Annotated in this window: 20 protein-coding genes and 2 tRNA genes; 15 read left to right on the top strand and 7 right to left on the bottom strand. The window is 60.3% G+C overall.

What is annotated here, in order from left to right:
* The first annotated feature begins 4 nt into the window (after positions 1-4).
* Positions 5-1,720: a proline--tRNA ligase gene (locus NQL71_RS08485; protein WP_077184405.1), complete on the top strand. Its 1,716-nt coding sequence runs from the start codon at positions 5-7 to the stop codon at positions 1,718-1,720.
* 17 nt (positions 1,721-1,737) lie between these two features.
* Entirely contained in the window at positions 1,738-2,694 is a 957-nt protein-coding gene (locus NQL71_RS08490) for a hypothetical protein (protein ID WP_046816556.1), read from the top strand.
* 61 nt (positions 2,695-2,755) lie between these two features.
* Here the strand turns inward: NQL71_RS08490 and dinB are convergent, their stop codons facing one another.
* Positions 2,756-3,817: a DNA polymerase IV gene (dinB, locus tag NQL71_RS08495; RefSeq protein WP_248686063.1), complete on the bottom strand. Its 1,062-nt coding sequence runs from the start codon at positions 3,815-3,817 to the stop codon at positions 2,756-2,758.
* Between the two features lie 298 nt (positions 3,818-4,115).
* Between dinB and NQL71_RS08500 the strand changes: the two genes are divergently transcribed.
* From NQL71_RS08500 to NQL71_RS08515, 4 genes are all read left to right on the top strand, one after another.
* Positions 4,116-4,192 (top strand) — tRNA-Met (locus NQL71_RS08500).
* A gap of 230 nt (positions 4,193-4,422) precedes the next feature.
* Positions 4,423-4,499: transfer RNA gene (locus NQL71_RS08505), tRNA-Met, on the top strand.
* A gap of 277 nt (positions 4,500-4,776) precedes the next feature.
* Positions 4,777-7,419, top strand: a complete 2,643-nt coding sequence (gene mprF / locus NQL71_RS08510; protein ID WP_046816554.1) for a bifunctional lysylphosphatidylglycerol flippase/synthetase MprF — start codon at positions 4,777-4,779, stop codon at positions 7,417-7,419.
* Complete coding sequence (locus NQL71_RS08515; protein WP_077184411.1) at positions 7,419-8,714, top strand: virulence factor family protein; 1,296 nt, start codon at positions 7,419-7,421, stop codon at positions 8,712-8,714. Before mprF ends, NQL71_RS08515 begins: the two co-directional genes overlap by 1 nt.
* 248 nt (positions 8,715-8,962) lie before the next feature.
* Here NQL71_RS08515 and NQL71_RS08520 read toward each other — a convergent pair whose 3' ends face one another.
* The gene (locus NQL71_RS08520) at positions 8,963-10,864 is read right to left on the bottom strand and encodes a potassium transporter Kup (protein WP_046816552.1); all 1,902 of its coding nucleotides are present in this window, start codon (positions 10,862-10,864) and stop codon (positions 8,963-8,965) included.
* A 289-nt stretch (positions 10,865-11,153) separates the two neighbouring features.
* Here NQL71_RS08520 and rimO point away from each other — a divergent pair, with 289 nt between their 5' ends.
* The 6 genes from rimO to tsaA all read left to right on the top strand — a co-directional run bounded on the left by rimO (position 11,154) and on the right by tsaA (position 16,260).
* Positions 11,154-12,491 carry a 30S ribosomal protein S12 methylthiotransferase RimO gene (gene rimO, locus NQL71_RS08525; protein WP_008052161.1) on the top strand — a complete coding sequence of 446 codons (1,338 nt, stop codon included), beginning with the start codon at positions 11,154-11,156 and terminating at the stop codon, positions 12,489-12,491.
* Positions 12,492-12,603: 112 nt separating this feature from the next.
* Positions 12,604-13,077: a GNAT family N-acetyltransferase gene (locus tag NQL71_RS08530; RefSeq protein WP_046816551.1), complete on the top strand. Its 474-nt coding sequence runs from the start codon at positions 12,604-12,606 to the stop codon at positions 13,075-13,077.
* Between the two features lie 80 nt (positions 13,078-13,157).
* Entirely contained in the window at positions 13,158-13,868 is a 711-nt protein-coding gene (locus tag NQL71_RS08535) for an rRNA pseudouridine synthase (protein WP_046816550.1), read from the top strand.
* A 74-nt stretch (positions 13,869-13,942) separates the two neighbouring features.
* On the top strand, positions 13,943-14,413 hold the full coding sequence (locus NQL71_RS08540) for a YehS family protein (RefSeq protein ID WP_166618510.1): 471 nt from the start codon (positions 13,943-13,945) through the stop codon (positions 14,411-14,413).
* Between the two features lie 209 nt (positions 14,414-14,622).
* The gene (locus tag NQL71_RS08545; RefSeq protein WP_046816548.1) at positions 14,623-15,393 is read left to right on the top strand and encodes an SDR family oxidoreductase; all 771 of its coding nucleotides are present in this window, start codon (positions 14,623-14,625) and stop codon (positions 15,391-15,393) included.
* A 168-nt stretch (positions 15,394-15,561) separates the two neighbouring features.
* Complete coding sequence (tsaA, locus tag NQL71_RS08550; RefSeq protein WP_077184528.1) at positions 15,562-16,260, top strand: tRNA (N6-threonylcarbamoyladenosine(37)-N6)-methyltransferase TrmO; 699 nt, start codon at positions 15,562-15,564, stop codon at positions 16,258-16,260.
* Positions 16,261-16,390: 130 nt separating this feature from the next.
* On the opposite strand, the gene fpr is transcribed toward tsaA, so the two are convergent.
* On the bottom strand, positions 16,391-17,170 hold the full coding sequence (gene fpr / locus NQL71_RS08555; RefSeq protein WP_008054100.1) for a ferredoxin-NADP reductase: 780 nt from the start codon (positions 17,168-17,170) through the stop codon (positions 16,391-16,393).
* Between the two features lie 139 nt (positions 17,171-17,309).
* Here fpr and NQL71_RS08560 point away from each other — a divergent pair, with 139 nt between their 5' ends.
* Positions 17,310-18,236 (top strand): LysR family transcriptional regulator, encoded by a 927-nt coding sequence (locus tag NQL71_RS08560; RefSeq protein WP_046816547.1) that lies wholly within the window; start codon positions 17,310-17,312, stop codon positions 18,234-18,236.
* Here the strand turns inward: NQL71_RS08560 and NQL71_RS08565 are convergent.
* From NQL71_RS08565 to NQL71_RS08575, 3 genes are all read right to left on the bottom strand, one after another.
* Entirely contained in the window at positions 18,233-18,595 is a 363-nt protein-coding gene (locus NQL71_RS08565) for a diacylglycerol kinase (protein WP_034149863.1), read from the bottom strand. The two genes, NQL71_RS08560 and NQL71_RS08565, sit on opposite strands and share 4 nt — an antisense overlap.
* A 75-nt stretch (positions 18,596-18,670) precedes the next feature.
* On the bottom strand, positions 18,671-19,321 hold the full coding sequence (erdR, locus tag NQL71_RS08570; RefSeq protein WP_034149864.1) for a response regulator transcription factor ErdR: 651 nt from the start codon (positions 19,319-19,321) through the stop codon (positions 18,671-18,673).
* A 219-nt stretch (positions 19,322-19,540) separates the two neighbouring features.
* Positions 19,541-20,284 (bottom strand): tRNA-uridine aminocarboxypropyltransferase, encoded by a 744-nt coding sequence (locus tag NQL71_RS08575; RefSeq protein WP_274642521.1) that lies wholly within the window; start codon positions 20,282-20,284, stop codon positions 19,541-19,543.
* Positions 20,285-20,470: 186 nt separating this feature from the next.
* Between NQL71_RS08575 and NQL71_RS08580 the strand changes: the two genes are divergently transcribed.
* The gene (locus NQL71_RS08580) at positions 20,471-20,893 is read left to right on the top strand and encodes a PA3611 family quorum-sensing-regulated virulence factor (RefSeq protein WP_046816545.1); all 423 of its coding nucleotides are present in this window, start codon (positions 20,471-20,473) and stop codon (positions 20,891-20,893) included.
* A 1-nt stretch (position 20,894) separates the two neighbouring features.
* Here NQL71_RS08580 and NQL71_RS08585 read toward each other — a convergent pair whose 3' ends face one another.
* Positions 20,895-21,089 carry a hypothetical protein gene (locus tag NQL71_RS08585; RefSeq protein ID WP_046816544.1) on the bottom strand — a complete coding sequence of 65 codons (195 nt, stop codon included), beginning with the start codon at positions 21,087-21,089 and terminating at the stop codon, positions 20,895-20,897.
* Positions 21,090-21,570: 481 nt separating this feature from the next.
* Between NQL71_RS08585 and NQL71_RS08590 the strand changes: the two genes are divergently transcribed.
* Entirely contained in the window at positions 21,571-22,689 is a 1,119-nt protein-coding gene (locus tag NQL71_RS08590; RefSeq protein ID WP_046816543.1) for an LOG family protein, read from the top strand.
* Positions 22,690-22,695: the final 6 nt, after the last annotated feature.

The raw sequence follows: 22,695 nt of genomic DNA on the forward strand, positions 1-22,695 counted from the left end.
AACCATGCGCACCAGTCAATTTTTGCTTGCCACACAGAAAGAAACGCCTTCCGACGCGGTCGTGATCAGCCATCAGCTGATGCTGCGCGCCGGCATGATCCGCAAACTCGCCTCGGGCCTGTACACCTGGCTGCCGATGGGCTTGCGAGTGATGCGCAAGGTCGAAGCCGTCGTTCGCGAAGAAATGAATGCCGCCGGTTCGCTGGAAGTGTTGATGCCAAGCACTCAACCGGCTGAGCTGTGGCAGGAATCCGGGCGCTGGGAAGAGTACGGCCCTGAATTGCTGCGCTTCAAGGATCGCCACGGTCGCGACTTCTGCGCCGGCCCGACCCATGAAGAAGTCATCACCGACCTGATGCGCAACGAATTGAGCAGCTACAAGCAGCTGCCGATCAACCTGTATCAGATCCAGACCAAATTCCGTGATGAGATCCGTCCACGCTTCGGTTTGATGCGCGGCCGCGAATTCATCATGAAGGACGCCTATTCGTTCCACGCTGACCAGCCTTCGCTGCAGGTTACGTACGACCGCATGCACCAGGCGTACTGCAATGTGTTCACCCGCCTGGGCCTGAAGTTCCGCCCTGTAGAAGCCGACAACGGCTCCATCGGCGGCGCCGGTTCCCACGAGTTCCACGTGCTGGCCGAGTCCGGCGAAGACGATATCGTTTTCAGCAACGGTTCCGACTACGCGGCGAACATCGAGAAGGCCGAAGCCGTGCCACGCGAGACCTCGCGCGCGGCGCCGACCGAAGAACTGCGTCTGGTCGACACCCCGAACGCCAAGACCATTGCGCAACTGGTCGAAGGCTTCAACCTGCCGATCGAAAAGACCATCAAGACCCTGATCGTGCATGCCGAGGAAGAAGGCAAGTTGATCGCCCTGATCATCCGTGGCGACCACGAACTCAACGAAATCAAGGCGGCGAACCAGCCAGGCGTGGCCAGCCCGCTGGTCATGGCCAGCGATGCCGAGCTGCGTGACGCCATTGGCGCCGGCGCCGGCTCCCTGGGCCCGTTGAACCTGCCACTGCCAATCATCATCGACCGTTCCGTCGAGCTGATGAGTGACTTCGGCATCGGTGCCAACATCGACGACAAGCACTACTTCGGCGTGAACTGGGAGCGCGACCTGCCAGTACCGACCGTGGCCGACCTGCGTAACGTGGTCACCGGCGACCCTAGCCCCGACGGCAAGGGCACCCTGGAAATCAAGCGCGGCATCGAAGTCGGGCACATCTTCCAGCTGGGCAACAAGTACAGCAAGGCGATGAAGTGCGAAGTGCTGGGCGAGAACGGCAAGCCGGTGACCCTGGAAATGGGCTGCTATGGCATCGGCGTCTCCCGCGTGGTCGCGGCTGCCATCGAGCAGAACAACGACGACAAAGGCATCATCTGGAGCGACACCCTGGCCCCCTTCCAGGTTGCCCTGGTGCCACTGCGCTACGAAACCGAACTGGTTCGCGAAGCCACCGACAAGCTGTATGCCGAACTGACTGCTGCCGGCTTCGAAGTACTGCTGGATGACCGCGACAAGAAAACCAGCCCGGGCATCAAGTTCGCGGACATGGAGCTGATTGGCATTCCTCACCGGATCGTGGTCAGCGACCGCGGCCTCGCCGAAGGCAACCTGGAATACAAGAGCCGTACCGAGGCCGAGCCGCAAGCGCTGCCCGTCGCTGACGTACTGCCTTTCCTTCAGGCCCGTATCCGCCGCTGAAACCAGATAGAGACGTCATGTTCAAGCGAAACACCTTAGGCCTCGGTGGTGCCGCCCTGTGCGGCACCCTGCTGGTCAGCGGCTGTGCCAACCACATGTCACAACGCAGCGAGCACGAGGAACGAGTCGAGCGAAAACTGCTCGACCATAGCCTGCAGATCGATGTTGGCGAGCCCAAGGTGCTTGAGCTGCCGCAACGTCGGGTGAAAATCCACGAGCAGAAGACTTTTGAAGTCACCGAGTTCGAGGTCACCCGCCATTACGATCGCTACACCCCGTACCAACCCTGGCGGGAGGTCTACGAGATCCCGCTGGGCGCGGTCGCGGTGGTGGCCGGTGTCGGCGCCAATGTGGCCAACGTGTTCGCCCTGGGCAATCTGCCGGACAGCATGACCAAGGACTGGTTCAGCTACGGCTTCGCCGGGCTCAACCCGTTCATGAACGTGCAGTCCCATGGACGCGCTCAGCAGAACCTGGCCGGTATCGATGAAGTCCAGCTCGACAAGCGCACGGAGTATTCGAGCCTGCCCTGGAGCGAGCGCCCAGTCGAAGTCAAGGCCGGCAAGGAAACCTTCGAGCTGAGCACCGACAAGAACGGCGTATTGCGCCTGAACCTGCTGGACAGCCCGTTCGCCGAACATGACCTCAATCACCTGACCAAGCTGCAGATCAACGTCCAGGACGCCAAGGACGAAGTGCACAGCGATTCGTCGCTGGCGCTGAGCAGCACCTTGCGCGGCAAGTTGCTCGAAGCCCATGGGTTGATTTACGACGACCTGGAAGATGACGAAGTGAGCCAGTGGGTTCACCGGGTCAAGCGCCTGTCGGAGCTGGGCCTGGAAGAAGAAGCCACCGAACTGGAACAGAGCCTGATCGAACTGACCCGCAACGACCCCGAGTTGCAGGCCGAATTCCTCAAATCCCTGACCAAGGATGCCGGGCGACTGGTGGCGGCGGATCCCCGTCCGAACTGAGGCGCCTGTTAAAAGATCGCAGCCCCTGCAGGAGCTGCCGAAGGTTGCGATCTTTTGATTTTCAACGCTCAAACAACTCCATCTGCTCGAACCCGCCCCGCAAATCCTCCAGCCTGACCCCTACCCCCAACAACCGCACCGGTTTACCGCCTCGATTGAACGCCTGGGTCAGCAACAGCTGATAACTGCCCAGATCCCGCCCTGCCCCGGCCTGCTCCAGCGTGGTCTGGGTGAAATCATGGAACTTCACTTTGACGAAAGGTTTGCCCGGCCGATAGCTGCTGTCGATTCGTGCCATGCGACCGGCCAGGGTCTCCAGCAGCTCCGGCAATTTGTCCAGGCAACTGCGCAGATCCGGCAAGTCGACGTCGTAGGTGTTTTCGACACTGATGGACTGGCGGCGACTGTCGTTATGCACCAGGCGATCATCGATCCCCCGGGCCAGGCTCCAGAGTCGCTCGCCAAAACTGCCGAATTCGCGCACCAGCGCCAACTTGTTCCATTCGCGCAGTTGCGAGCAGTCGACGATGCCGAGCTTGCCCAGTCTCTCGGCGGTGACTTTACCGACCCCGTGCAGCTTGCTCACTGGCAAGCCACTGACAAACGCCTCGACCTGACTCGGGGTAATGACAAACAACCCGTTGGGCTTTTTCCAGTCGCTGGCGATCTTGGCCAGGAACTTGTTGGGCGCCACCCCGGCGGAGACGGTGATGTGCAACTGATTAGAGACGCGTCGGCGTATGTCTTGGGCAATTCGCGTCGCACTGCCGCCAAAATGAGCGCTGTCCGACACATCGAGGTAGGCCTCATCCAGGGAAAGCGGCTCGATGATGTCGGTGTAATCGCGAAAGATCGTATGAATTTCCCTGGACGCTTCCCTATAGGCTTCCATGCGCGGCTTGACGATCGTCAGGTCCGGGCACAGCTTCAGGGCATGCCCGGAGGACATGGCTGAACGTACGCCATAGGCCCGCGCTTCATAATTGCAGGTGGCAATCACCCCACGTCGGTCCGCCGACCCGCCGACCGCCAAGGGTTTTCCTGCCAGGCGCGGGTCATCCCGCATCTCGATGGCGGCGTAGAAACAGTCACAATCGACGTGGATGATTTTTCGCTGGGTCATTTCAACGCGGTGTTCATGGTGTAGAAATAGCGTCACGCGGTGTAGGAAAAACAGTATCTCACTGACAACTGTATATAGCACCAGTACCTTGTTGCTTCTTTTTTACTCGTAGGAAACCTGTGAGAAATTTATTTTCTCAATCGAGAAGAGCCCCCCAATAGAGCCGCAGCCCTTGCCATGCCTGCCTCTCAGGCCTCCAGCACACCACCATCGGCAGCTAAGCGATTGAACAGGAACAGGTTTTATCGAAATAGCAGGTTGACACCCTGGCGTATTTCTATAGAATTGCCAACACAGACGCGGGATGGAGCAGTCTGGTAGCTCGTCGGGCTCATAACCCGAAGGTCGTCGGTTCAAATCCGGCTCCCGCAACCAAACATCAAAAAAGGCTACTCGAAAGAGTGGCCTTTTTTGTGCGTGTCAGTTTTTGTCGTCGGCCTGCCCAAGCCTCGCAGTGACTTGCAATACGCGGCGATGAGAAATCGTTTTGATTCCGCAACTTATGTCACCTCCCCCGTGCTTTGCGCTTTCTCACACTTATTTGACTCAATTGGGGATTAACGGTTGACACCCCGGCGATTCTCTATAGAATGCCGCCACACAGACGCGGGATGGAGCAGTCTGGTAGCTCGTCGGGCTCATAACCCGAAGGTCGTCGGTTCAAATCCGGCTCCCGCAACCAAACATCAAAAAAGGCTACTCGAAAGAGTGGCCTTTTTTGTATCTGTTGAAAAAGTCCTTTCGCAACAATGACCTGTCACTGTGCAGTGAGCCCTCCGGGTCACCGATTCGCTGGGTTCCGACTATGCTCAATCGCAGGATGAGCCCTCTACGACTGACGACGAACTGTCACCGGGACAGGGTGCCAGTCGTTAATATTTGTGATTATTTTTTTCTACAGGGATTGGTAACTTGGCTGGATACCCCCATCCTGTCGCGCACAATCCAAGAGGTGATTGATGCGCGCCAACTCGTCTGATCCACAAGACACCGTCACAGCGACACAGCCGATCAAGGCGCAGCGGTTACGCTTGCTTGATCGAATCAGCAAGTACCGCCAACCCATCGGCCTGGCGGTCACCCTACTGTTGTTCACCATCGCGCTGATTGCCTGTCGTCACTTGTTGAGCGAACTCGACCTGGACGCGTTGCACGACTCGATCCTCGAGGTTCCGCAACCGGCACTGCTGGGCGCGCTGGGCGCTACCGTCGCAGGCTTCATCATTTTGCTCGGTTACGAATGGTCGGCCAGCCGCTACGCCGGCGTAAGCCTGGCACCACGAACCCTGGCGCTGGGCGGCTTCACCGCTTTTGCCATCGGCAATGCCATTGGTCTTTCGATGCTGTCCGGCGGCTCGGTTCGCTACCGCCTGTATGCGCGTCATGGCCTGGGGGCCACTGAAGTCGCACGCATGACGCTGTTCGCCAGCCTCTCGCTCGGCTGCGCCCTGCCACCGCTTGCCGCGCTGGCGACACTCAGCGACTTGCCCGACGCCTCCGCCGCCCTGGGGCTTTCGCAAGTCTTGCTGGGCACCCTGGCGGCGGCTGTGCTGCTGCTGTTCACGGTACTGGCCATCGGTATCTACCGCCGTCGCCTGCCGGAACAACCTTACGCCGACAACCTGCTGGTCAAGATCGGCCGCCGCACCCTGCGCCTGCCCGGGCGCCGCCTGACTTTCCTGCAACTGATCATTACCGCGCTGGACGTGGCCGCCGCCGCCACCGTGCTCTATCTGTTGCTGCCGGAAGCACCGCCGTTCGGCGCCTTTCTTCTGGTGTACCTGCTGGCCCTGGCCGCTGGCGTACTCAGCCATGTGCCGGGCGGCGTCGGCGTGTTCGAGGCGATCCTGCTCGCGGCCTTCTCCGACACACTCGGCGCTGCTCCACTGGCCGCCGCCCTGCTGCTCTATCGCCTGATCTATGTGGTGCTGCCGATGCTGGTGGCCTGCCTGTTCCTGCTGATCAGCGAAGGCCAGCGCTTGTTCCAGACGCGCCAGACCCTGCGCGCGGCTTCCGGCTTGGCCGCGCCTATATTGGCGCTGCTGGTGTTCCTGTCCGGTGTTGTCTTGCTGTTCTCCGGCGCGACCCCGGAAATCGACACGCGCCTTGAACATATCGGCTTTCTGATCCCGCACCGCCTGGTCGACGCCTCGCACTTTGGCGCCAGCCTGATCGGCGTGTTGTGCCTGTTGCTGGCCCAGGGCCTGCGTCGTCGCCTGTCGGCGGCGTGGATGCTGACCACCATTCTGCTGCTGGTCGGCGCCCTGCTCTCCCTGCTCAAGGGCTTCGACTGGGAGGAAGCCACGCTGATGGTGCTGACGGCGAGCCTGCTGGGGGTTTTCCGCCGCTCGTTCTATCGCCCCAGCCGCCTGACCGAGCTGCCGTTTTCACCCCTGTACCTGGTGGCCAGCGTGTGCGTACTCGGCGCCTCGATGTGGCTGCTGCTGTTCGCTTACCAGGACGTTCCGTACAGCCATCAACTCTGGTGGCAGTTCACCCTCGATGCCGATGCCCCCCGTGGCTTGCGCTCGCTACTCGGCGCGGCGGTCCTGCTGGTGGTGGTTTCGCTGACCTGGTTGCTGCGCACCGCACGCCCGGTGATCCACCTGCCCACACCCGATGAGCTTGCCCGCGCAAGCAAGATCCTCATGGCATCCGCGCAACCGGATGGCGGCCTGGCCCTGACCGGCGACAAGGCACTGCTATTCCACCCCAACGATGAGGCGTTCCTGATGTACGCCCGTCGCGGCCGCAGCCTCGTGGCGCTGTATGACCCGATCGGCCCGGGCCAGCAACGGGCGGAAATGATCTGGCAGTTCCGCGACCTGTGCGATATCCATCACGCCCGCCCCGTGTTCTATCAAGTGCGCGCGGAAAACCTGCCGTACTACATGGACATCGGCCTGACCGCGATCAAACTGGGCGAAGAAGCCAGGGTCGATCTCGTGCGCTTTGACCTTGAGGCCAAGGGCAAGGAGATGAAGGACCTGCGTTACACCTGGAACCGTGGAACCCGCGATGGCTTGTCGCTGGAAATCCATGAACCAGGACAAGCGCCAATGGATGAGCTCAAGGTCATCTCCGATGCCTGGCTGACCGGCAAGAACGTGCGCGAGAAAGGCTTCTCCCTCGGCCGTTTCAGCGACGATTACCTTAAGCACTTCCGCATTGCAGTGATCCGTTTCGAAGGACGCCCGGTGGCGTTCGCCAACCTGCTCGAGACCTACGGCCATGACCTGGCCAGCCTCGACCTGATGCGCGCACACCCGGACGCCCCCAAGCTGACCATGGAGTTCATGATGGTCGGCCTGATCCAACACTATAAGAGTCACGGATACGCGCGTTTCAGTCTGGGCATGGTGCCATTGTCGGGGCTGCAGCCCCGTCGCGGTGCACCCTTGACCCAGCGCCTGGGCTCGATGGTATTCCGCCGTGGTGAGCAGCTCTACAACTTCCAAGGCTTGCGCCGCTTCAAAGACAAGTTCCAGCCTGACTGGGAACCCCGTTATATGGCCGTGCCCGCCGGACTCGATCCGCTGGTTGCCTTGGCCGACACTGCCGCCCTGATCGCGGGTGGCTTGACTGGATTGGTGAAACGCTGATGATTCAACGCTCCCTGCGCTATGTACTGGGCACCCTGGTAGTGGTGGCCCTGATTCTCGGTGGTGGCTACTGGTACCTCAAACGCCCGGCCCCGGAACCGACCCTCGAACAATTACCCGCTGCCGGCGGCGCGGCCATGACCCGGGTCATCCCCGGCACCACGGCAAAAGCCCAGGTACTGGTGGCGGTCAACGAAGACCAGAAGCTCAGCGACAAGCAATTGCTGACCCTGAGTCGCAGCGGTTCGGCGCAGATTGTCCAGGTGATCCTGCCCAAGGACTGCCTGCTGCAAAGCCGTGCCCTGCAGTCGGGCCTGCGGGAACTGAAGGGCCCGGCCACGCTGGTCAGCGGCATAGGCCCAGGCGCGGTGCTGGCCTGGCGCTGGCTGTCCGAGCAGAAGAACGACAACGCCCAGGCCGTGTCGGTGGACCTGGCGCTGGAAAAACCCGGCTGCACCCACCTGCTGCCAAAGAGCGCTGCTCATGGCCACTGGCTGGTGGCGTGGAACGACAACCCGGACGACACCAGCGCCGGTTTCGTGCGAGACCAGCCCAACGCCGAAACCAGCATCAGCGACTACGACATCAACCTGCCGCAAGTGTTGAACAACGAACTGCGCAAACTGCTGGTCGGTGGCGACAAGGACGCCGGTGGCCTGCAGATCCCGGTGGTGGAAGTGCCCGCCGGCCAGGCCAAGGATACGGTTACCCTGTTCCTGTCGGGCGATGGCGGCTGGCGCGACCTCGACCGCGACGTCGCGGGCGAGATGGCCAAGATCGGCTACCCCGTGGTCGGCATCGACACCCTGCGCTACTACTGGCAGCACAAGAGCCCCGAGCAAAGCGCCCTGGACCTCGCCGAGCTGATGCAGCACTACCGGCAGAAATGGGGCACCAAGCGCTTCATCCTGACCGGTTACTCGTTCGGCGCCGATGTGCTGCCGGCGATCTACAACCGCCTGGCAGAGTCCGAGCAGCAGCGCGTCGACGCCATTATCCTGTTGGCCTTCGCCCGCACCGGCAGCTTCGAAATCGAAGTCGAGGGTTGGCTCGGCAACGCCGGCAAGGAAGCCGCCACCGGCCCGGAAATGGCCAAGTTGCCCGCCGCCAAAGTGGTGTGCATCTACGGTGAGGAAGAAGTCGACGAAAGCGGCTGCACCGACAAGAGCGCGGTGGGCGAAGCGATCAAGTTGCCCGGTGGTCACCACTTCGATGAAAACTACCCGGCCCTGGCCCAGCGGTTGGTGGATGTGATCGAGAAGCGGCAAGCGCAGCAAACAGAAGCTCAAGAGTGATCTGAGCCGCACAAAAAAGCCCCCGCTGCCGTTCGGTTGCGGGGGCTTTTTCATTCCTGCAAGCACCAGAAATCCAAATGTGGGAGCGGGCTTGCTCGCGAAAGCGGTGGGTCAGGCGACATCACTGTCGATTGTCAGTCCGTCTTCGCGAGCAAGCCCGCTCCCACATTCTGGATCGTTGTCGCCTTCAGGCAATGTACACAAAAAAGCCCCCGCTGCCGCAAGGCAACGGGGGCTTTTTTATCGGCTTACATTTCTACCTGCGTCCCCAGTTCAATCACCCGGTTCAGCGGCAAATTGAAGAAGCGCAAATTGCCGTTGGCGTTCTGCAACATGAACGCGAACAACCCCTCGCGCCAGCGGGCCATGCCTTCGAGCTTGGAGGCGATGACCGTCTCGCGACTGAGGAAGTACGTGGTGCGCATCGGGCTGAAGTCCAGCTCATCGAGATGACACAGTTTCAGCGCTTTCGGCACGTCCGGCTCGTCGGTGAAACCGAAATGCAGGATCACCCGGAAGAAGCCTTCGCCGTAGGATTCAACCTCAAAGCGTCGGCTCGCCGGCACGCGCGGGATATCTTCGTAGACCACCGTCAGCAGCACCACCTGTTCGTGCAGCACCTGGTTATGCAGCAGGTTGTGCAACAGCGCGTGGGGCACGGCGTCCGGGCGCGCGGTGAGGAACACCGCCGTGCCCTGCACGCGGTGCGGCGGCTGCACGGCGATGCTGCTGATGAAAATCTCCAGCGGCAGGCCACCCTCGTCGATTCGCTCCACAAGCAGCTGCTTGCCGCGCTTCCAGGTGGTCATCAACACGAACAGCGCGATACCGGCAATCACCGGGAACGCACCACCCTGGACGATCTTCGGCACGTTGGCGGCGAAGTACACTCCGTCCACCAGCAGGAAGCCCAACAGGACAGGCACCGCCAGCACCGGTGGCCACTTCCACAACAGCAGTATCACCGCCGACACCAGGATACTGGTCATCAGCATGGTCCCGGTCACCGCCACGCCGTAGGCCGAGGCCAGGGCACCGGAGGATTCGAAACCCAGCACCAGGAGCACCACGCCGACCATCAGCGCCCAGTTCACCGCGCCGATGTAGATCTGGCCCTGCTCGGCGCTGGAGGTGTGTTGGATGTGCATGCGCGGTATGTAGCCGAGCTGGATCGCCTGGCGGGTCAGGGAGAACGCCCCGGAAATCACCGCCTGGGAAGCGATCACCGTGGCCAGGGTCGACAGCGCCACCAGCGGAATCAGCGCCCAGCTTGGCGCCAGCAGGTAAAACGGGTTACGTGCGGCTTCCGGATCGCCCAGTAGCAGCGCCCCCTGGCCGAAATAATTGAGCACCAGCGCCGGCAGCACCAGGATGAACCAGGCACGGGCAATCGGCTTGCGGCCGAAGTGGCCCATGTCGGCATACAGCGCCTCGGCACCGGTCAATGCCAGCACTACCGCGCCAAGGATCGCAACGCCCATGCCCGGGTGCACGACGAAGAAGCGCACGCCCCACGCCGGGTTCATCGCCTGCAGCACTTCTGGGTGCTGGATGATCCCATGGACACCCAATGCCCCGAGCACCACGAACCAGGTGACCATGATCGGCCCGAACAGGATGCCGATGCGCGCGGTGCCGTGACGCTGGATCAGGAACAGCCCTACCAGCACCACCAGCGACAGCGGCACCACCCAGTGGTCGATGCCGTCGAAGGCCAGCCCCAGGCCCTCAATGGCCGAGAGTACGGAAATCGCCGGGGTGATCATGCTGTCGCCATAAAACAACGCCGCACCGATCAGCCCGCAGACCACCAGCAGCGTGCGCAATTTCGCATGCCCTGCCGCCGCCCGCCGGGCGAGCGCGGTCAAGGCCATGATCCCGCCTTCGCCCTGGTTGTCGGCGCGCAGGACAAACATCATGTACTTGATCGACACGACCCAGATCAGCGACCAGAAGATCAGTGCCAGAATGCCCAGCACGCCATCATGGTTGACCGGTACGCCATAGCCCCCCGAAAACACTTCCTTGAGGGTGTACAGCGGGCTCGTGCCGATATCGCCATAAACCACCCCGACCGCCGCGACCAGCATGCCAATAGGCTTGGCCGCCGAGTGACCGGCACCCTCAGCCTGACTACTTGCCTGACCCATCCACCACTCCTACTACCCAGACCTGGGCTTCTATGAAGAAGCACTATGCTTTGTCACGCAGCATGCGCTGTTTTACTTGCTGTTACAGACGTTTCGTTGACTGTAAAAAATCGGTAAAGCCCAACGGCGCGAAGCATAGCGCAGCACTCGTCGTATTTCCCTGCATAAAGCTGGTCAACTGCGTCCGCCATCGATAGAATTGCGCACTTTTTGACCAGAGGCGCAACATGGCGCCCGTCTGTCGCCTTGCCGTCTTCGGCTGGAGGCGTCACAAATACCGAGGTTAGACATGTCCACCACTCCTGCGCCGGCCAATCCTAAAGTTGGCTTCGTATCCCTGGGTTGCCCCAAAGCACTGGTCGACTCCGAGCGCATCCTGACCCAGCTGCGCATGGAAGGCTATGACGTCGTGTCCACCTATCAGGACGCCGACGTCGTGGTGGTCAACACCTGCGGCTTCATCGATTCGGCCAAGGCCGAGTCCCTGGAAGTGATCGGCGAAGCCATCAAGGAAAACGGCAAGGTCATCGTCACCGGCTGCATGGGCGTCGAAGAAGGCAACATCCGCAACGTGCACCCGAGCGTGCTGGCCGTGACCGGTCCGCAGCAGTACGAGCAAGTGGTCAACGCCGTGCACGAAGTCGTGCCGCCGCGCCAGGATCACAACCCGCTGATCGACCTGGTGCCGCCACAAGGCATCAAGCTGACCCCGCGCCACTATGCCTACTTGAAGATTTCCGAAGGCTGCAACCACAGCTGCAGCTTCTGCATCATTCCATCGATGCGTGGCAAGCTGGTCAGCCGTCCGGTCGGTGACGTACTCGACGAGGCCCAGCGCCTGGTCAAGTCCGGCGTCAAGGAGTTGCTGGTGATCTCCCAGGACACCAGCGCCTACGGCGTCGATGTGAAGTACCGCACCGGCTTCTGGAACGGCGCGCCGGTGAAAACCCGCATGACCGAACTCTGCGAAGCCCTCAGCACCCTCGGTGTCTGGGTGCGCCTGCACTACGTTTACCCGTACCCGCACGTCGACGAGCTGATCCCGCTGATGGCCGCCGGCAAGATCCTGCCGTACCTGGACATCCCGTTCCAGCACGCCAGCCCGAAAGTGCTCAAGTCGATGAAACGCCCGGCGTTCGAAGACAAGACCCTGGCGCGGATCAAGAACTGGCGCGAAATCTGCCCGGACCTGATCATCCGCTCGACCTTCATCGTCGGCTTCCCCGGCGAGACCGAAGAAGACTTCCAGTACCTGCTGAACTGGCTGACCGAAGCCCAGCTCGACCGCGTCGGCTGCTTCCAGTACTCGCCGGTAGAAGGCGCCCCGGCCAATGACCTGGACCTGGAAGTCGTCCCGGACGACGTCAAGCAGGACCGTTGGGAGCGCTTCATGGCGCACCAGCAGGCCATCAGCTCGGCGCGCCTGCAAATGCGCATCGGCCGTGAAATCGAAGTGCTGGTCGATGAAGTCGACGAGCAAGGCGCGGTCGGCCGCTGCTTCTTCGATGCCCCGGAAATCGACGGCAACGTGTTCATCGACAACGGCAGCAACTTGAAGCCGGGCGACAAAGTCTGGTGCAAAGTGACCGACGCCGACGAATACGACCTGTGGGCTGAACAGATCTAAACGCAAAAAATACGAAAAGCCCTGCTCTCTTGACGAGATGCGGGGCTTTTTTACGGCTATCGTTTGGAGAGGAACGGATTCTCATCTCCAACAACCCAAGGGGCAGGCTGGCATGCGCCAACATTCGGTCATTCATACACCGAAACAAAGCGACTACGAAGAACTGACCCGGGTCTGGGAGGCCTCGGTCCGTGCTACCCACGATTTTCTGCCGGACAGCTACATCGAACTGTTGAAGAACCTGGTGCTGACCCGCTACCTCGACGCGGTGATGCTGATCTGCACCAAAGACCCGCAGCAGCGAATCACCGGGTTCGCCGGCGTCGCGGCGGGCAAGATCGAGATGCTCTTCATCGACCCGGCGCACCGCGGCCAGGGCCTTGGCAAGCGCTTACTGCGCTACGCCCTGGAAAACCTCAATGCCGATGAACTGGACGTCAACGAACAGAACCCGCAAGCCCTGGGGTTTTACTTCAAGCAGGGCTTCGAGGTGATCGGGCGTTCGGAGGTCGATGGCATGGGGCAGCCCTATCCGCTGTTGCATATGCGGTTGCGGCAGAATCAGCAGCGCTCACACCACGGCTGACACAACTCCCACAAATGGAACCGGGCTTAACCGGCGCCAGGCAGGTACAATGCCCACCCCTTTTTTGTTACGGCCCTGTCATGACTGACCCGATTCGTCTCTCCAAACGCCTCATCGAACTCGTCGGCTGTTCCCGTCGGGAGGCTGAGCTGTTCATCGAGGGCGGCTGGGTCACCGTCGACGGCGAAGTCGTCGACGAGCCGCAGTTCAAAGTCGCCGACCAGAAAGTCGAGCTGGACAAGGACGCCAAGGCCACCGCGCCGGAGCCAGTGACCATCCTGCTCAACGTGCCCGCGGGCATGGACGTGGAAAGCGCCATGGCGACCATCAGCGCCGAAACCCTGAGCGAGGAGCACCGTTACGGCAAGCGCCCGCTCAAGGGCCATTTCCAGCGCCTGACCGCCAGCACCGACCTGCAGGCCAATGCCAGCGGTTTGCTGGTGTTCACCCAGGACTGGAAGATCCTGCGCAAGCTCACCGCCGACTCCAGCAAGATCGAGCAGGAATACGTGGTCGAAGTCGAAGGCAACATGGTTGAGCATGGCCTCAATCGCCTGCAGCACGGCCTGACCTACAAGGGTAAGGAACTGCCGCCGGTCAAGGCCAGCTGGCAGAACGAAAACCGTCTGCGCTTCGCCATGAAGAACCCGCAACCGGGCGTGATCGCCCTGTTCTGCCAGGCCGTCGGCCTGAAGGTCGTGGGCATACGTCGCATCCGTATCGGCGGCGTGTCCATTGGCAAGGTGCCTCTGGGGCAATGGCGCTACCTGTCCGGCAAAGAGAAGTTCTAAGGCTTCTCACGCCGCCACACATTCTGGCGCCGCGGCTATGCGGCGCCCACTGCTGAATATCAGGATTGCACACCATGATTCATAACGACGTACTGCGCAGCGTGCGCTACATGCTCGACATCAGTGACAAGAAAGTCATCGAGATCATCAAGCTCGGCGGCATGGACGTGACCTTGCCGGACCTGCTGACCTACCTCGACAAGAAAGAGGAAGACGAAGAAGGCTTCGTACGCTGCCCGGACGAAGTCATGGCGCATTTCCTCGACGGCCTGGTGATCTTCAAGCGCGGCAAGGACGAAAACCGCCCACCGCAGCCAATCGAAGTGCCGGTGACCAACAACATCATCCTGAAAAAGCTGCGCGTGGCCTTCGAGCTGAAAGAAGACGACATGCACGCGATCCTCAAGGCCGCCGAGTTCCCTGTCTCCAAACCTGAGTTGAGCGCGCTGTTCCGCAAGTTTGGCCATACCAACTACCGCCCGTGTGGCGACCAGCTGCTGCGCAACTTCCTCAAGGGCCTGACCCTGCGTGTGCGCCCGCAATAACCTCGACGCTGATCGCCCATGTAGGAGCTGGCTTGCCAGCGAAGGCGGCTGGTTGATCGCCGCAAGGCTCTCGGGCCCTTCGCTGGCAAGCCAGCTCCTACAGGGGTCGACGTCCGGCCGTATGGCTTCCCATTCCGCGCAAAAATAATGGCTCCGCTTCCTGCGACTGACGGCTAGGGTGTAATGACCTTCTGTCTTCAGGATTCGCCATGCATTCCTACTTTTCCCTGCAAGGCCGCACCGCACTGGTGACCGGCGGAACCCGCGGCATCGGCAAAATGATCGCCAAGGCCTATGTCGAGGCTGGCGCCACCGTTTACGTCTGTGCCCGCGATGTCGAAGCCTGCCGGCAAACCGCCGATGAGCTCGGCGCGCTCGGACGCTGTCACGCCGTGGCCGCCAACCTGGCGACTGAAGAAGGCGTGCAGCAACTGGCCACGCGCCTGGGCGAGCAGATGACCCACCTCGATATTCTGGTAAACAACGCCGGCACCACGTGGGGGGCGCCATTGGAAAGCTACCCGATCAAGGGCTGGGAAAAGGTCATGCAGCTGAATGTGACTTCCGTATTCAACTGCATCCAGCAATTTCTGCCGCTGTTACGCAAGGCCGGTTCGCCCGCGAACCCGGCACGTATCATCAATATCGGTTCAGTCGCCGGGATTTCATCCTTCGGCGAACAGGCGTATGCCTACGGACCGAGCAAAGCAGCCTTGCATCAACTGTCGCGGATTCTGGCGCGGGAACTGGTGAGCCAGCACATCAACGTCAACGTGATCGCCCCGGGGCGCTTCCCGAGCAAGATGACCCAGCACATCGGCCATGACGAGCAGGCATTGGCGCAGGACACCGCGCTGATCCCGATGAAGCGCTGGGGACGCGAGGAAGAAATGGCGGCGCTGGCGATCAGCCTGGCGAGTACGGCTGGGGCGTACATGACCGGGAACATCATTCCGCTGGACGGTGGGTTTAGCCTCTGAAATCGGCGTTACGGCCTTCGCGAGCAAGCCCGCTCCCACACTGATCTCCTGTGTACCCTATATCAAATGTGGGAGCGGGCTTGCTCGCGAAGGGGCCGGCACAGGCACAACTGAATGCTGGTCGAACGGGTTATCATGCGCGCCTTAATTCTGCCTCGACCCCAAACCATGACCTACAGCGTTTCCCCCATCGGCTTCGTACACTCCTGCTTCAAGGAGAAGTTCGCCATTCCGCGCCAACCGCAACTGGCCCCGGCCGCCCGTGGCGTACTGGAACTGGTGGCACCGTTCGATCAAGGGGATGCAGTGCAGGGCCTGGAGCAGGTCAGCCACGTGTGGCTGCTGTTCCTGTTCCACCAGGCCCTGGAGGAAAAACCACGGCTCAAAGTCCGCCCTCCGCGCCTTGGCGGCAACAAATCCATGGGCGTGTTCGCCACCCGCGCCACCCACCGACCTAACGGCATTGGCCAGTCAGTGGTCAAACTGGACAAGGTCGAAGCCGATCGCCTGTGGATATCCGGGATCGACCTGCTGGACGGTACACCGATCCTCGATATCAAACCCTACGTGCCTTACGCCGACATCATCGACACAGCCACCAACAGCATCGCCAGCGCCGCGCCACAACTGATTCCAGTACAGTGGACGAAGTCGGCCCTGCAACAGGCTCACGGGCATGCCCAGCGCCTTGAAGAGCCATTGGTTGAACTGATCGAGCAATGCCTGGCGCAAGATCCGCGCCCGGCGTACCAGACGCCTGTGCCGGAACGGGAATACGGTGCGCAATTCTGGGATGTGGATGTGCGCTGGCATTATCCGTGCCCCGAGCAGATCCGCGTGCTCGAAGTCATTCCCGCAAAGGGCTGAACACCAGAAACGACTGTGGGAGCGAGCCTGCTCGCGATTGCGGTGTGACAGCCAACATTGATGTCGACTGACACTCCCCCATCGCGAGCAGGCTCGCTCCCACAGGTAAAACAAAAGCAGTTACTGGTGCTTATTTCTCGACGAACGCACGCTCGATCAGGTAATCACCCGGTTCGCGCATCCGCGGCGAAACCTTCAGGCCGAAGCTGTTCAGCACTTCGCTGGTCTCGTCGAGCATGCTCGGGCTACCGCACAGCATGGCGCGGTCGTCCTGCGGGTTGATCGGTGGCAGGCCGATGTCGCTGAACAGCTTGCCGCTGCGCATCAGGTCGGTCAGGCGACCTTCGTTCTCGAACGGCTCGCGGGTCACGGTCGGGTAGTAGATCAACTTGTCACGCAGGGCGTCGCCGAAGAACTCGTTCTGCGGCAAGTGCTCGGTGATGAACTCGCGGTAGGCGACTTCATTGACGTAACGCACGCCGTGGCACAGGATCACTTTTTCGAAACGCTCGTAGGTTTCCGGGTCCTGGATGACGCTCATGAACGGCGCCAGGCCGGTACCGGTACTGAGCAGGTACAGATGTTTGCCAGGCTTCAAGTCATCCAGCACCAGCGTGCCGGTAGGCTTCTTGCTGATGATGATCTCGTCGCCTTCCTTCAGATGCTGCAGCTGGGAAGTCAGCGGACCATCAGGCACCTTGATGCTGAAGAACTCGAGATGCTCTTCCCAGTTCGGGCTGGCAATCGAGTAAGCGCGCATAAGCGGGCGGCCGTTGGGCTGTTGCAGGCCGATCATCACGAACTGACCGTTCTCGAAGCGCAGGCCCGGATCACGGGTGCACTTGAAGCTGAACAGAGTGTCGTTCCAGTGATGAACACTGAGGACACGCTCGTGGTTCATGTTGCTCATGTACGGGGACTCCTGGAGATTGGGTCTGCGCTTGCTCTTTCTGGAAGAGACCGGCGGTGCGCAATTGCATCGCATTCTAATAGCGCCGACAATATCTGTTAACTGGATTATTAAGATAAGGGTTATCGGTTATATCGATATGCGATTTACTCTCCGTCAGCTTCAAGTGTTCGTTGCCGTCGCCCAGCAGGAAAGCGTTTCCCGTGCTGCGGGCCTGCTTAACCTCTCGCAGTCGGCGGCGAGCACATCAATCACCGAACTGGAGCGCCAGTGCAGCTGCCAGCTGTTCGATCGCGCCGGCAAGCGGCTGAGCCTCAACGCCCTGGGTAAACAGCTACTGCCCCAGGCGGTGGCCTTGCTCGACCAGGCCAAGGAGATCGAAGACCTGCTCAATGGCAAATCCGGTTTCGGCTCATTGGCGGTGGGCGCAACCCTGACCATCGGCAATTACCTCGCGACCCTGTTGATCGGCGGCTTCATGCAGCGCCACCCGGAAAGCCAGGTAAAGCTGCACGTGCAGAACACCGCCAATATTGTGCAACAGGTTGCCCACTACGAAATTGACCTGGGTCTGATCGAAGGCGATTGCAGCCACCCGGACATCGAAGTGCAAAGCTGGGTCGAAGATGAGCTGGTGGTCTTTTGCGCGCCGCAGCACCCGCTGGCCAAACGCGGTACCGCGAGCATGGAGGAGTTGAGCCACGAAGCCTGGATCTTGCGCGAACAAGGCTCAGGCACGCGCCTGACGTTCGACCAGGCTATGCGCCATCACCGTAGTGCGCTCAATATCCGCCTCGAACTGGAACACACCGAAGCCATCAAGCGCGCCGTGGAATCCGGCCTGGGGATAGGCTGCATTTCGCGACTGGCGTTGCGGGATGCTTTCCGTCGCGGCAGCCTGGTCGCGGTGGAAACTCCGGACCTGGACCTGGCGCGACAGTTCTATTTCATCTGGCACAAGCAGAAGTACCAGACCTCGGCGATGCGTGAATTCCTCGACCTGTGCCGCGCGTTCACCGCCGGGGTGCAACGCAGCGACGAGATCGTCCTGCCAGCGATCGCTTAAAGCAGGATCACCGCCCAAACCAGCGCGATCATGGTCAAGGCCACAAATTGGGCGGCGCTGCCCATGTCCTTGGCGTTTTTCGACAACGGGTGCAATTCCAGGGAAATGCGATCGATGGCCGCTTCCACGGCAGAATTGAGCAACTCGACGATCAGCGCCAGCAGGCAGACCGCAATCAGCAACGCCTGCTCGACACGACTCACGTTCAAGAAGAACGACAGCGGGATCAAAATGACGTTGAGCAACACCAGTTGCCGAAAAGCGGCTTCACCGGTGAAAGCTGCACGCAGGCCGTCCAGCGAGTAACCGGAGGCATTGAGGATACGTTTCAGGCCGGTCTGGCCTTTGAAAGGTGACATAGAGTAGGAACTGACCAAAAAAGGAGTGAGAAAGCTAGATCAACCAAAGTCAAAAAAGCGTGAAGATGCCAGCGCTTAATGGCTTGAAATTGACTCAAGTTGTTGCAGCAGCAGCGCCGCCTGGGTGCGGGTGCGCACATTCAGCTTACGAAAAATCGCGGTTACGTGAGCCTTGATGGTCGCTTCGGAAACGCTCAGCTCGTAGGCAATCTGCTTGTTCAGTAACCCTTCGCAGACCATGGTCAGCACCCGGAACTGTTGCGGAGTCAAGCTGGCAAGGCCTTCACTGGCCGCCTTGGCTTCATCGGAAACGCTGACGGCTTCGAACGCCTGCGGTGGCCAGAACACATCGCCATCGAGCACCGCGCGCACCGCTTTCTGGATAACGCTCAGGTCGCTGGACTTGGGTATGAAACCGCTTGCACCAAATTCGCGGGATTTCACCATGATCGTCGCTTCTTCCTGGGCCGAAACCATGACCACAGGAATTTGCGGATACTGGCCGCGCAACAGCACCAACCCGGAAAAACCGTACGCACCCGGCATGTTCAGATCCAGCAGCACCAGGTCCCAGTCTGCCTTTTCGGTCAGGCGGGTCTCCAGTTCGGCAATGCTCGCCACTTCTACCAGGCGCACATCCGGGCCCAGGCCCAGGGTCAGCGCTTGATGCAGGGCGGAACGAAAAAGCGGATGGTCATCGGCAATCAGGATTTCGTATGTGGCCATTTTTCAAATGATCCTGTTTTTCATGGGATGCCCGATGCATTCGGGACTCACCAAAACAACTCAAGGTAACAGCCACAGAGCTGCACCAACAGGGCACGTTCAACGCAAAAAACGGCGTTTCAAACTCTGGCCGCACCCTAATCGGCGCCAAGCATGCCCAGCGAAACCGGGGTGGTCAAGCGACATGGCCGGCACACTTTATTGCAGCATTGGCGACAATCAGTCCATCAATACCCCGGCTGGCTGAACATAGGCCAGCAACTCGGTGTGCGCCGGCGTCGAAACATTCATTTCCAGCTGACGCTTGGCATCGAGGTAATGCTGGCTGAACACATCGAAATAAGCGTCGAGTGCCGACGCCGCCTCTACATCGCCCGCCAGATCAAGACACAATGCCGCGACTTCCGCGGTGCACAGGTGTTCGCTGCGAGTAGAGCGGCGCAGCTGATAACGGGAGAGCTTCTCGGGCAACAGGCTGAGAATCGGGAGCGCGTCGAAATAGGGGCTTTTGCGGAAAATCTTCCGGGCTTCTGTCCAGGTCGCGTCCAGTAAAATGAATAGCGGGCGCCGGGTGTGATCGACTGCCACGCTGTGAGTCACCCGCTCGGGCGCGACATATTCACCCGGGAAGACCAGATAAGGCTGCCATTGCGGGTCGCAGAGCAACGCCAGCAGTTGTTGATCGACCTCGGTACGCGACCAGATGAAGGCATGGTTGTCACGCACCACATCAGCAATCAGCCAGCCGGTGTTGCTGGGCTTGAATACTTCCTTGCCGGTCATGATCAAGCACACCCCGGAGCGAGTCTCGACCTGCGGGCGCCAGGCGCACAGGCAGTGACTCTCGATCACGCGGCACGCGCGGCAGCGGGTCGCCCGCCAGCCACGGGCCTGGATCGGCTTGATGCCTTCCTCTTCGCGCTGGTCGCGCAGACGGGCAACGGCGTTGGGGGCATAGTTCATTGCAAGCCACGCCGGCAGGAAAAAGAGATCGACACGAAAAACACTCGCAGGGAGAAAGAGCAGGCAGTTTACCAGACCTACCCGTGCAAACCTGTACCGTCCAGGCCTGCTCCCCTATAATTCGCCGCCACTGAACGCACAGTCATGTGGTGGGTCAAACCCCCATCACTGCCCCAGGAGAGTTTCATGCTGCGCTTTATCGTTCCCACCGCTGCCATTCTGCTGGCGTCGTCCTTCAACGCTCAGGCTGCGTCCTTGAGTGAGCAGAATCTGAACAGAGAGCTGCGAAACGTCGCCGCGCAAAGCAGCGTCGGCACTCCACGGGCGATCAATGAAGACATTCTCGATCAGGGCTACACGGTCGAAGGCAATGTGCTGATCAATCATCTGAGCGTGCAAAGCAGTCACGCCAACAAGATGCGCGCCGATCCCAAGGCCGTGTACTTCCAGCTTGGCGCGTCGGTATGCAACAACCCGTCCTACCGCAAGCTGATGGCCAAGGGCGCGGTCATGCGTTACGACTTCACCGAAGTAAAGACCAACCGTGCGGTCGGCTCTGCCAGCTATAAGGAATCGGATTGCCCGAAAGCAACCCAGAAGAAAAAGTGAGTCAGTGAGATTTTGCGCGCCGCTGTTCATCCTCGGCGCGCAGTTCCGCCACCAACGCCTGCAAATAGCGTGAGCGCCGCTCCGCGTCCATAAGACGCCGGCAACACTCCTCCTCGAGACTCAGATGATGGATCTCGGCTGATGACTTCAGCAATCGATACAGTTGCGTATCGATCTCCAGAATGACCCTGGCCATGGCTTGCCAGCTCCCTGCACTTCACTCGTGATGAGCGAAAAAATCCTTGAACCGCTTGTACCCTGCGCCCTGCCCTTGACGCGAAGTTGTCGTGTAATACCTGTATCTAAGTAAATCAGAGTGCAGAGTGCCCGGGGCGGGTTCTGACGAGCGGTGAAACCACCTTGCAAATCGTCAATAAACGGTTGCCAGGAAAGACTTTGCGGCGCAATGATCAAGGCACGAATAACCGCGAGGGTCTAGATTTCAGGTATCCACGTTCATTTGTCAGAGCAGGAAAAAGGGCCGCCCGTTAGGTCTTGCGCTATGCGAACGTTTCTTTCATCCAAGGGAAAGACAGAGCCGGTATGGATGACTCGATCGCCGATCGGGTCAAGTGGATCGCCCAGGCATGGGCCTGGGCAGACAGCGACACATGACGTGTCGTGGCGTTGACGGTGAATTGTCGAAGCCGATGGCTCTGTGCAGAAGGAGAAGTTGAATGCCTTACCAACCGAATGACCTCCTGAGCCGTCATTTTGAAGAAAGCGGCCACGACCTCATCAGCAAGGTCGAAGAACAACTTAACCTGGTTTCACCCAATAGCCCGAACACTCCGATCTACCGCGACATGATCCTGACCGTGCTGCGCATGGCCCAGGAAGACCACAACCGCTGGAATGCCAAGATAACCCTGCAAACCCTGCGCGAACTCGAGCATGCGTTCCGTGTATTGGAGCAATTCAAGGGGCGACGCAAGGTCACTGTTTTCGGCTCCGCTCGCACGCCAGTGGAACACCCCTTGTATGGCCTCGCCCGAGAACTGGGCGCCGCCCTGGCGCGCTCGGACATGATGGTCATCACGGGTGCGGGAGGCGGCATCATGGCCGCGGCCCACGAAGGAGCAGGACTTGCTAATAGTCTGGGATTCAACATCACCCTGCCCTTCGAGCAACATGCCAACCCGACCGTCCAGGGCACGACCAACCTGCTGCCCTTCCATTTTTTCTTCACCCGCAAGCTGTTCTTCGTCAAGGAAGCGGACGCACTGGTGTTGTGTCCGGGCGGGTTCGGCACCCTGGACGAAGCGCTGGAAGTACTGACGCTGATCCAGACGGGTAAAAGCCCATTGGTGCCCGTGGTGCTGCTGGACGCGCCGGGCGGCAAATTCTGGCAAGGGGCGCTGGACTTCATCCACCATCAACTGGAGGAAAATCGCTACATCCTGCCCGCCGACATGAAGCTGGTGAAGCTGGTCTACAGTGCCGAAGAAGCGGTGGAGCAGATCAACCAGTTCTACAGCAATTACCACTCCAGCCGCTGGCTCAAGCATCAGTTCGTGATTCGCATGAACCACAAGCTCAGTGACCAGGCTCTCGAGCACATGCAGGAGGCATTCGCCGACCTGTGCCTGAGCGATCAATTCCATCAACATGCCTACAACGGCGAGGAGCACGACGAAGCACAGTTCAGTCACCTGGCGCGACTGGCCTTCACCTTCACGGCCCGTAATCATGGGCGGCTGCGCGAATTGGTGGATTACATCAACCTGGCGGAAAACTGGGCGCAAAACCAGTCAACTGTGCAGCAGCATACTCGAGAGTCATTAAAGGTTTCGTGAGGCAAA

The sequence above is a fragment of the Pseudomonas serbica genome (assembly GCF_028823535.1).
Lineage (GTDB): Bacteria > Pseudomonadota > Gammaproteobacteria > Pseudomonadales > Pseudomonadaceae > Aquipseudomonas > Aquipseudomonas serbica.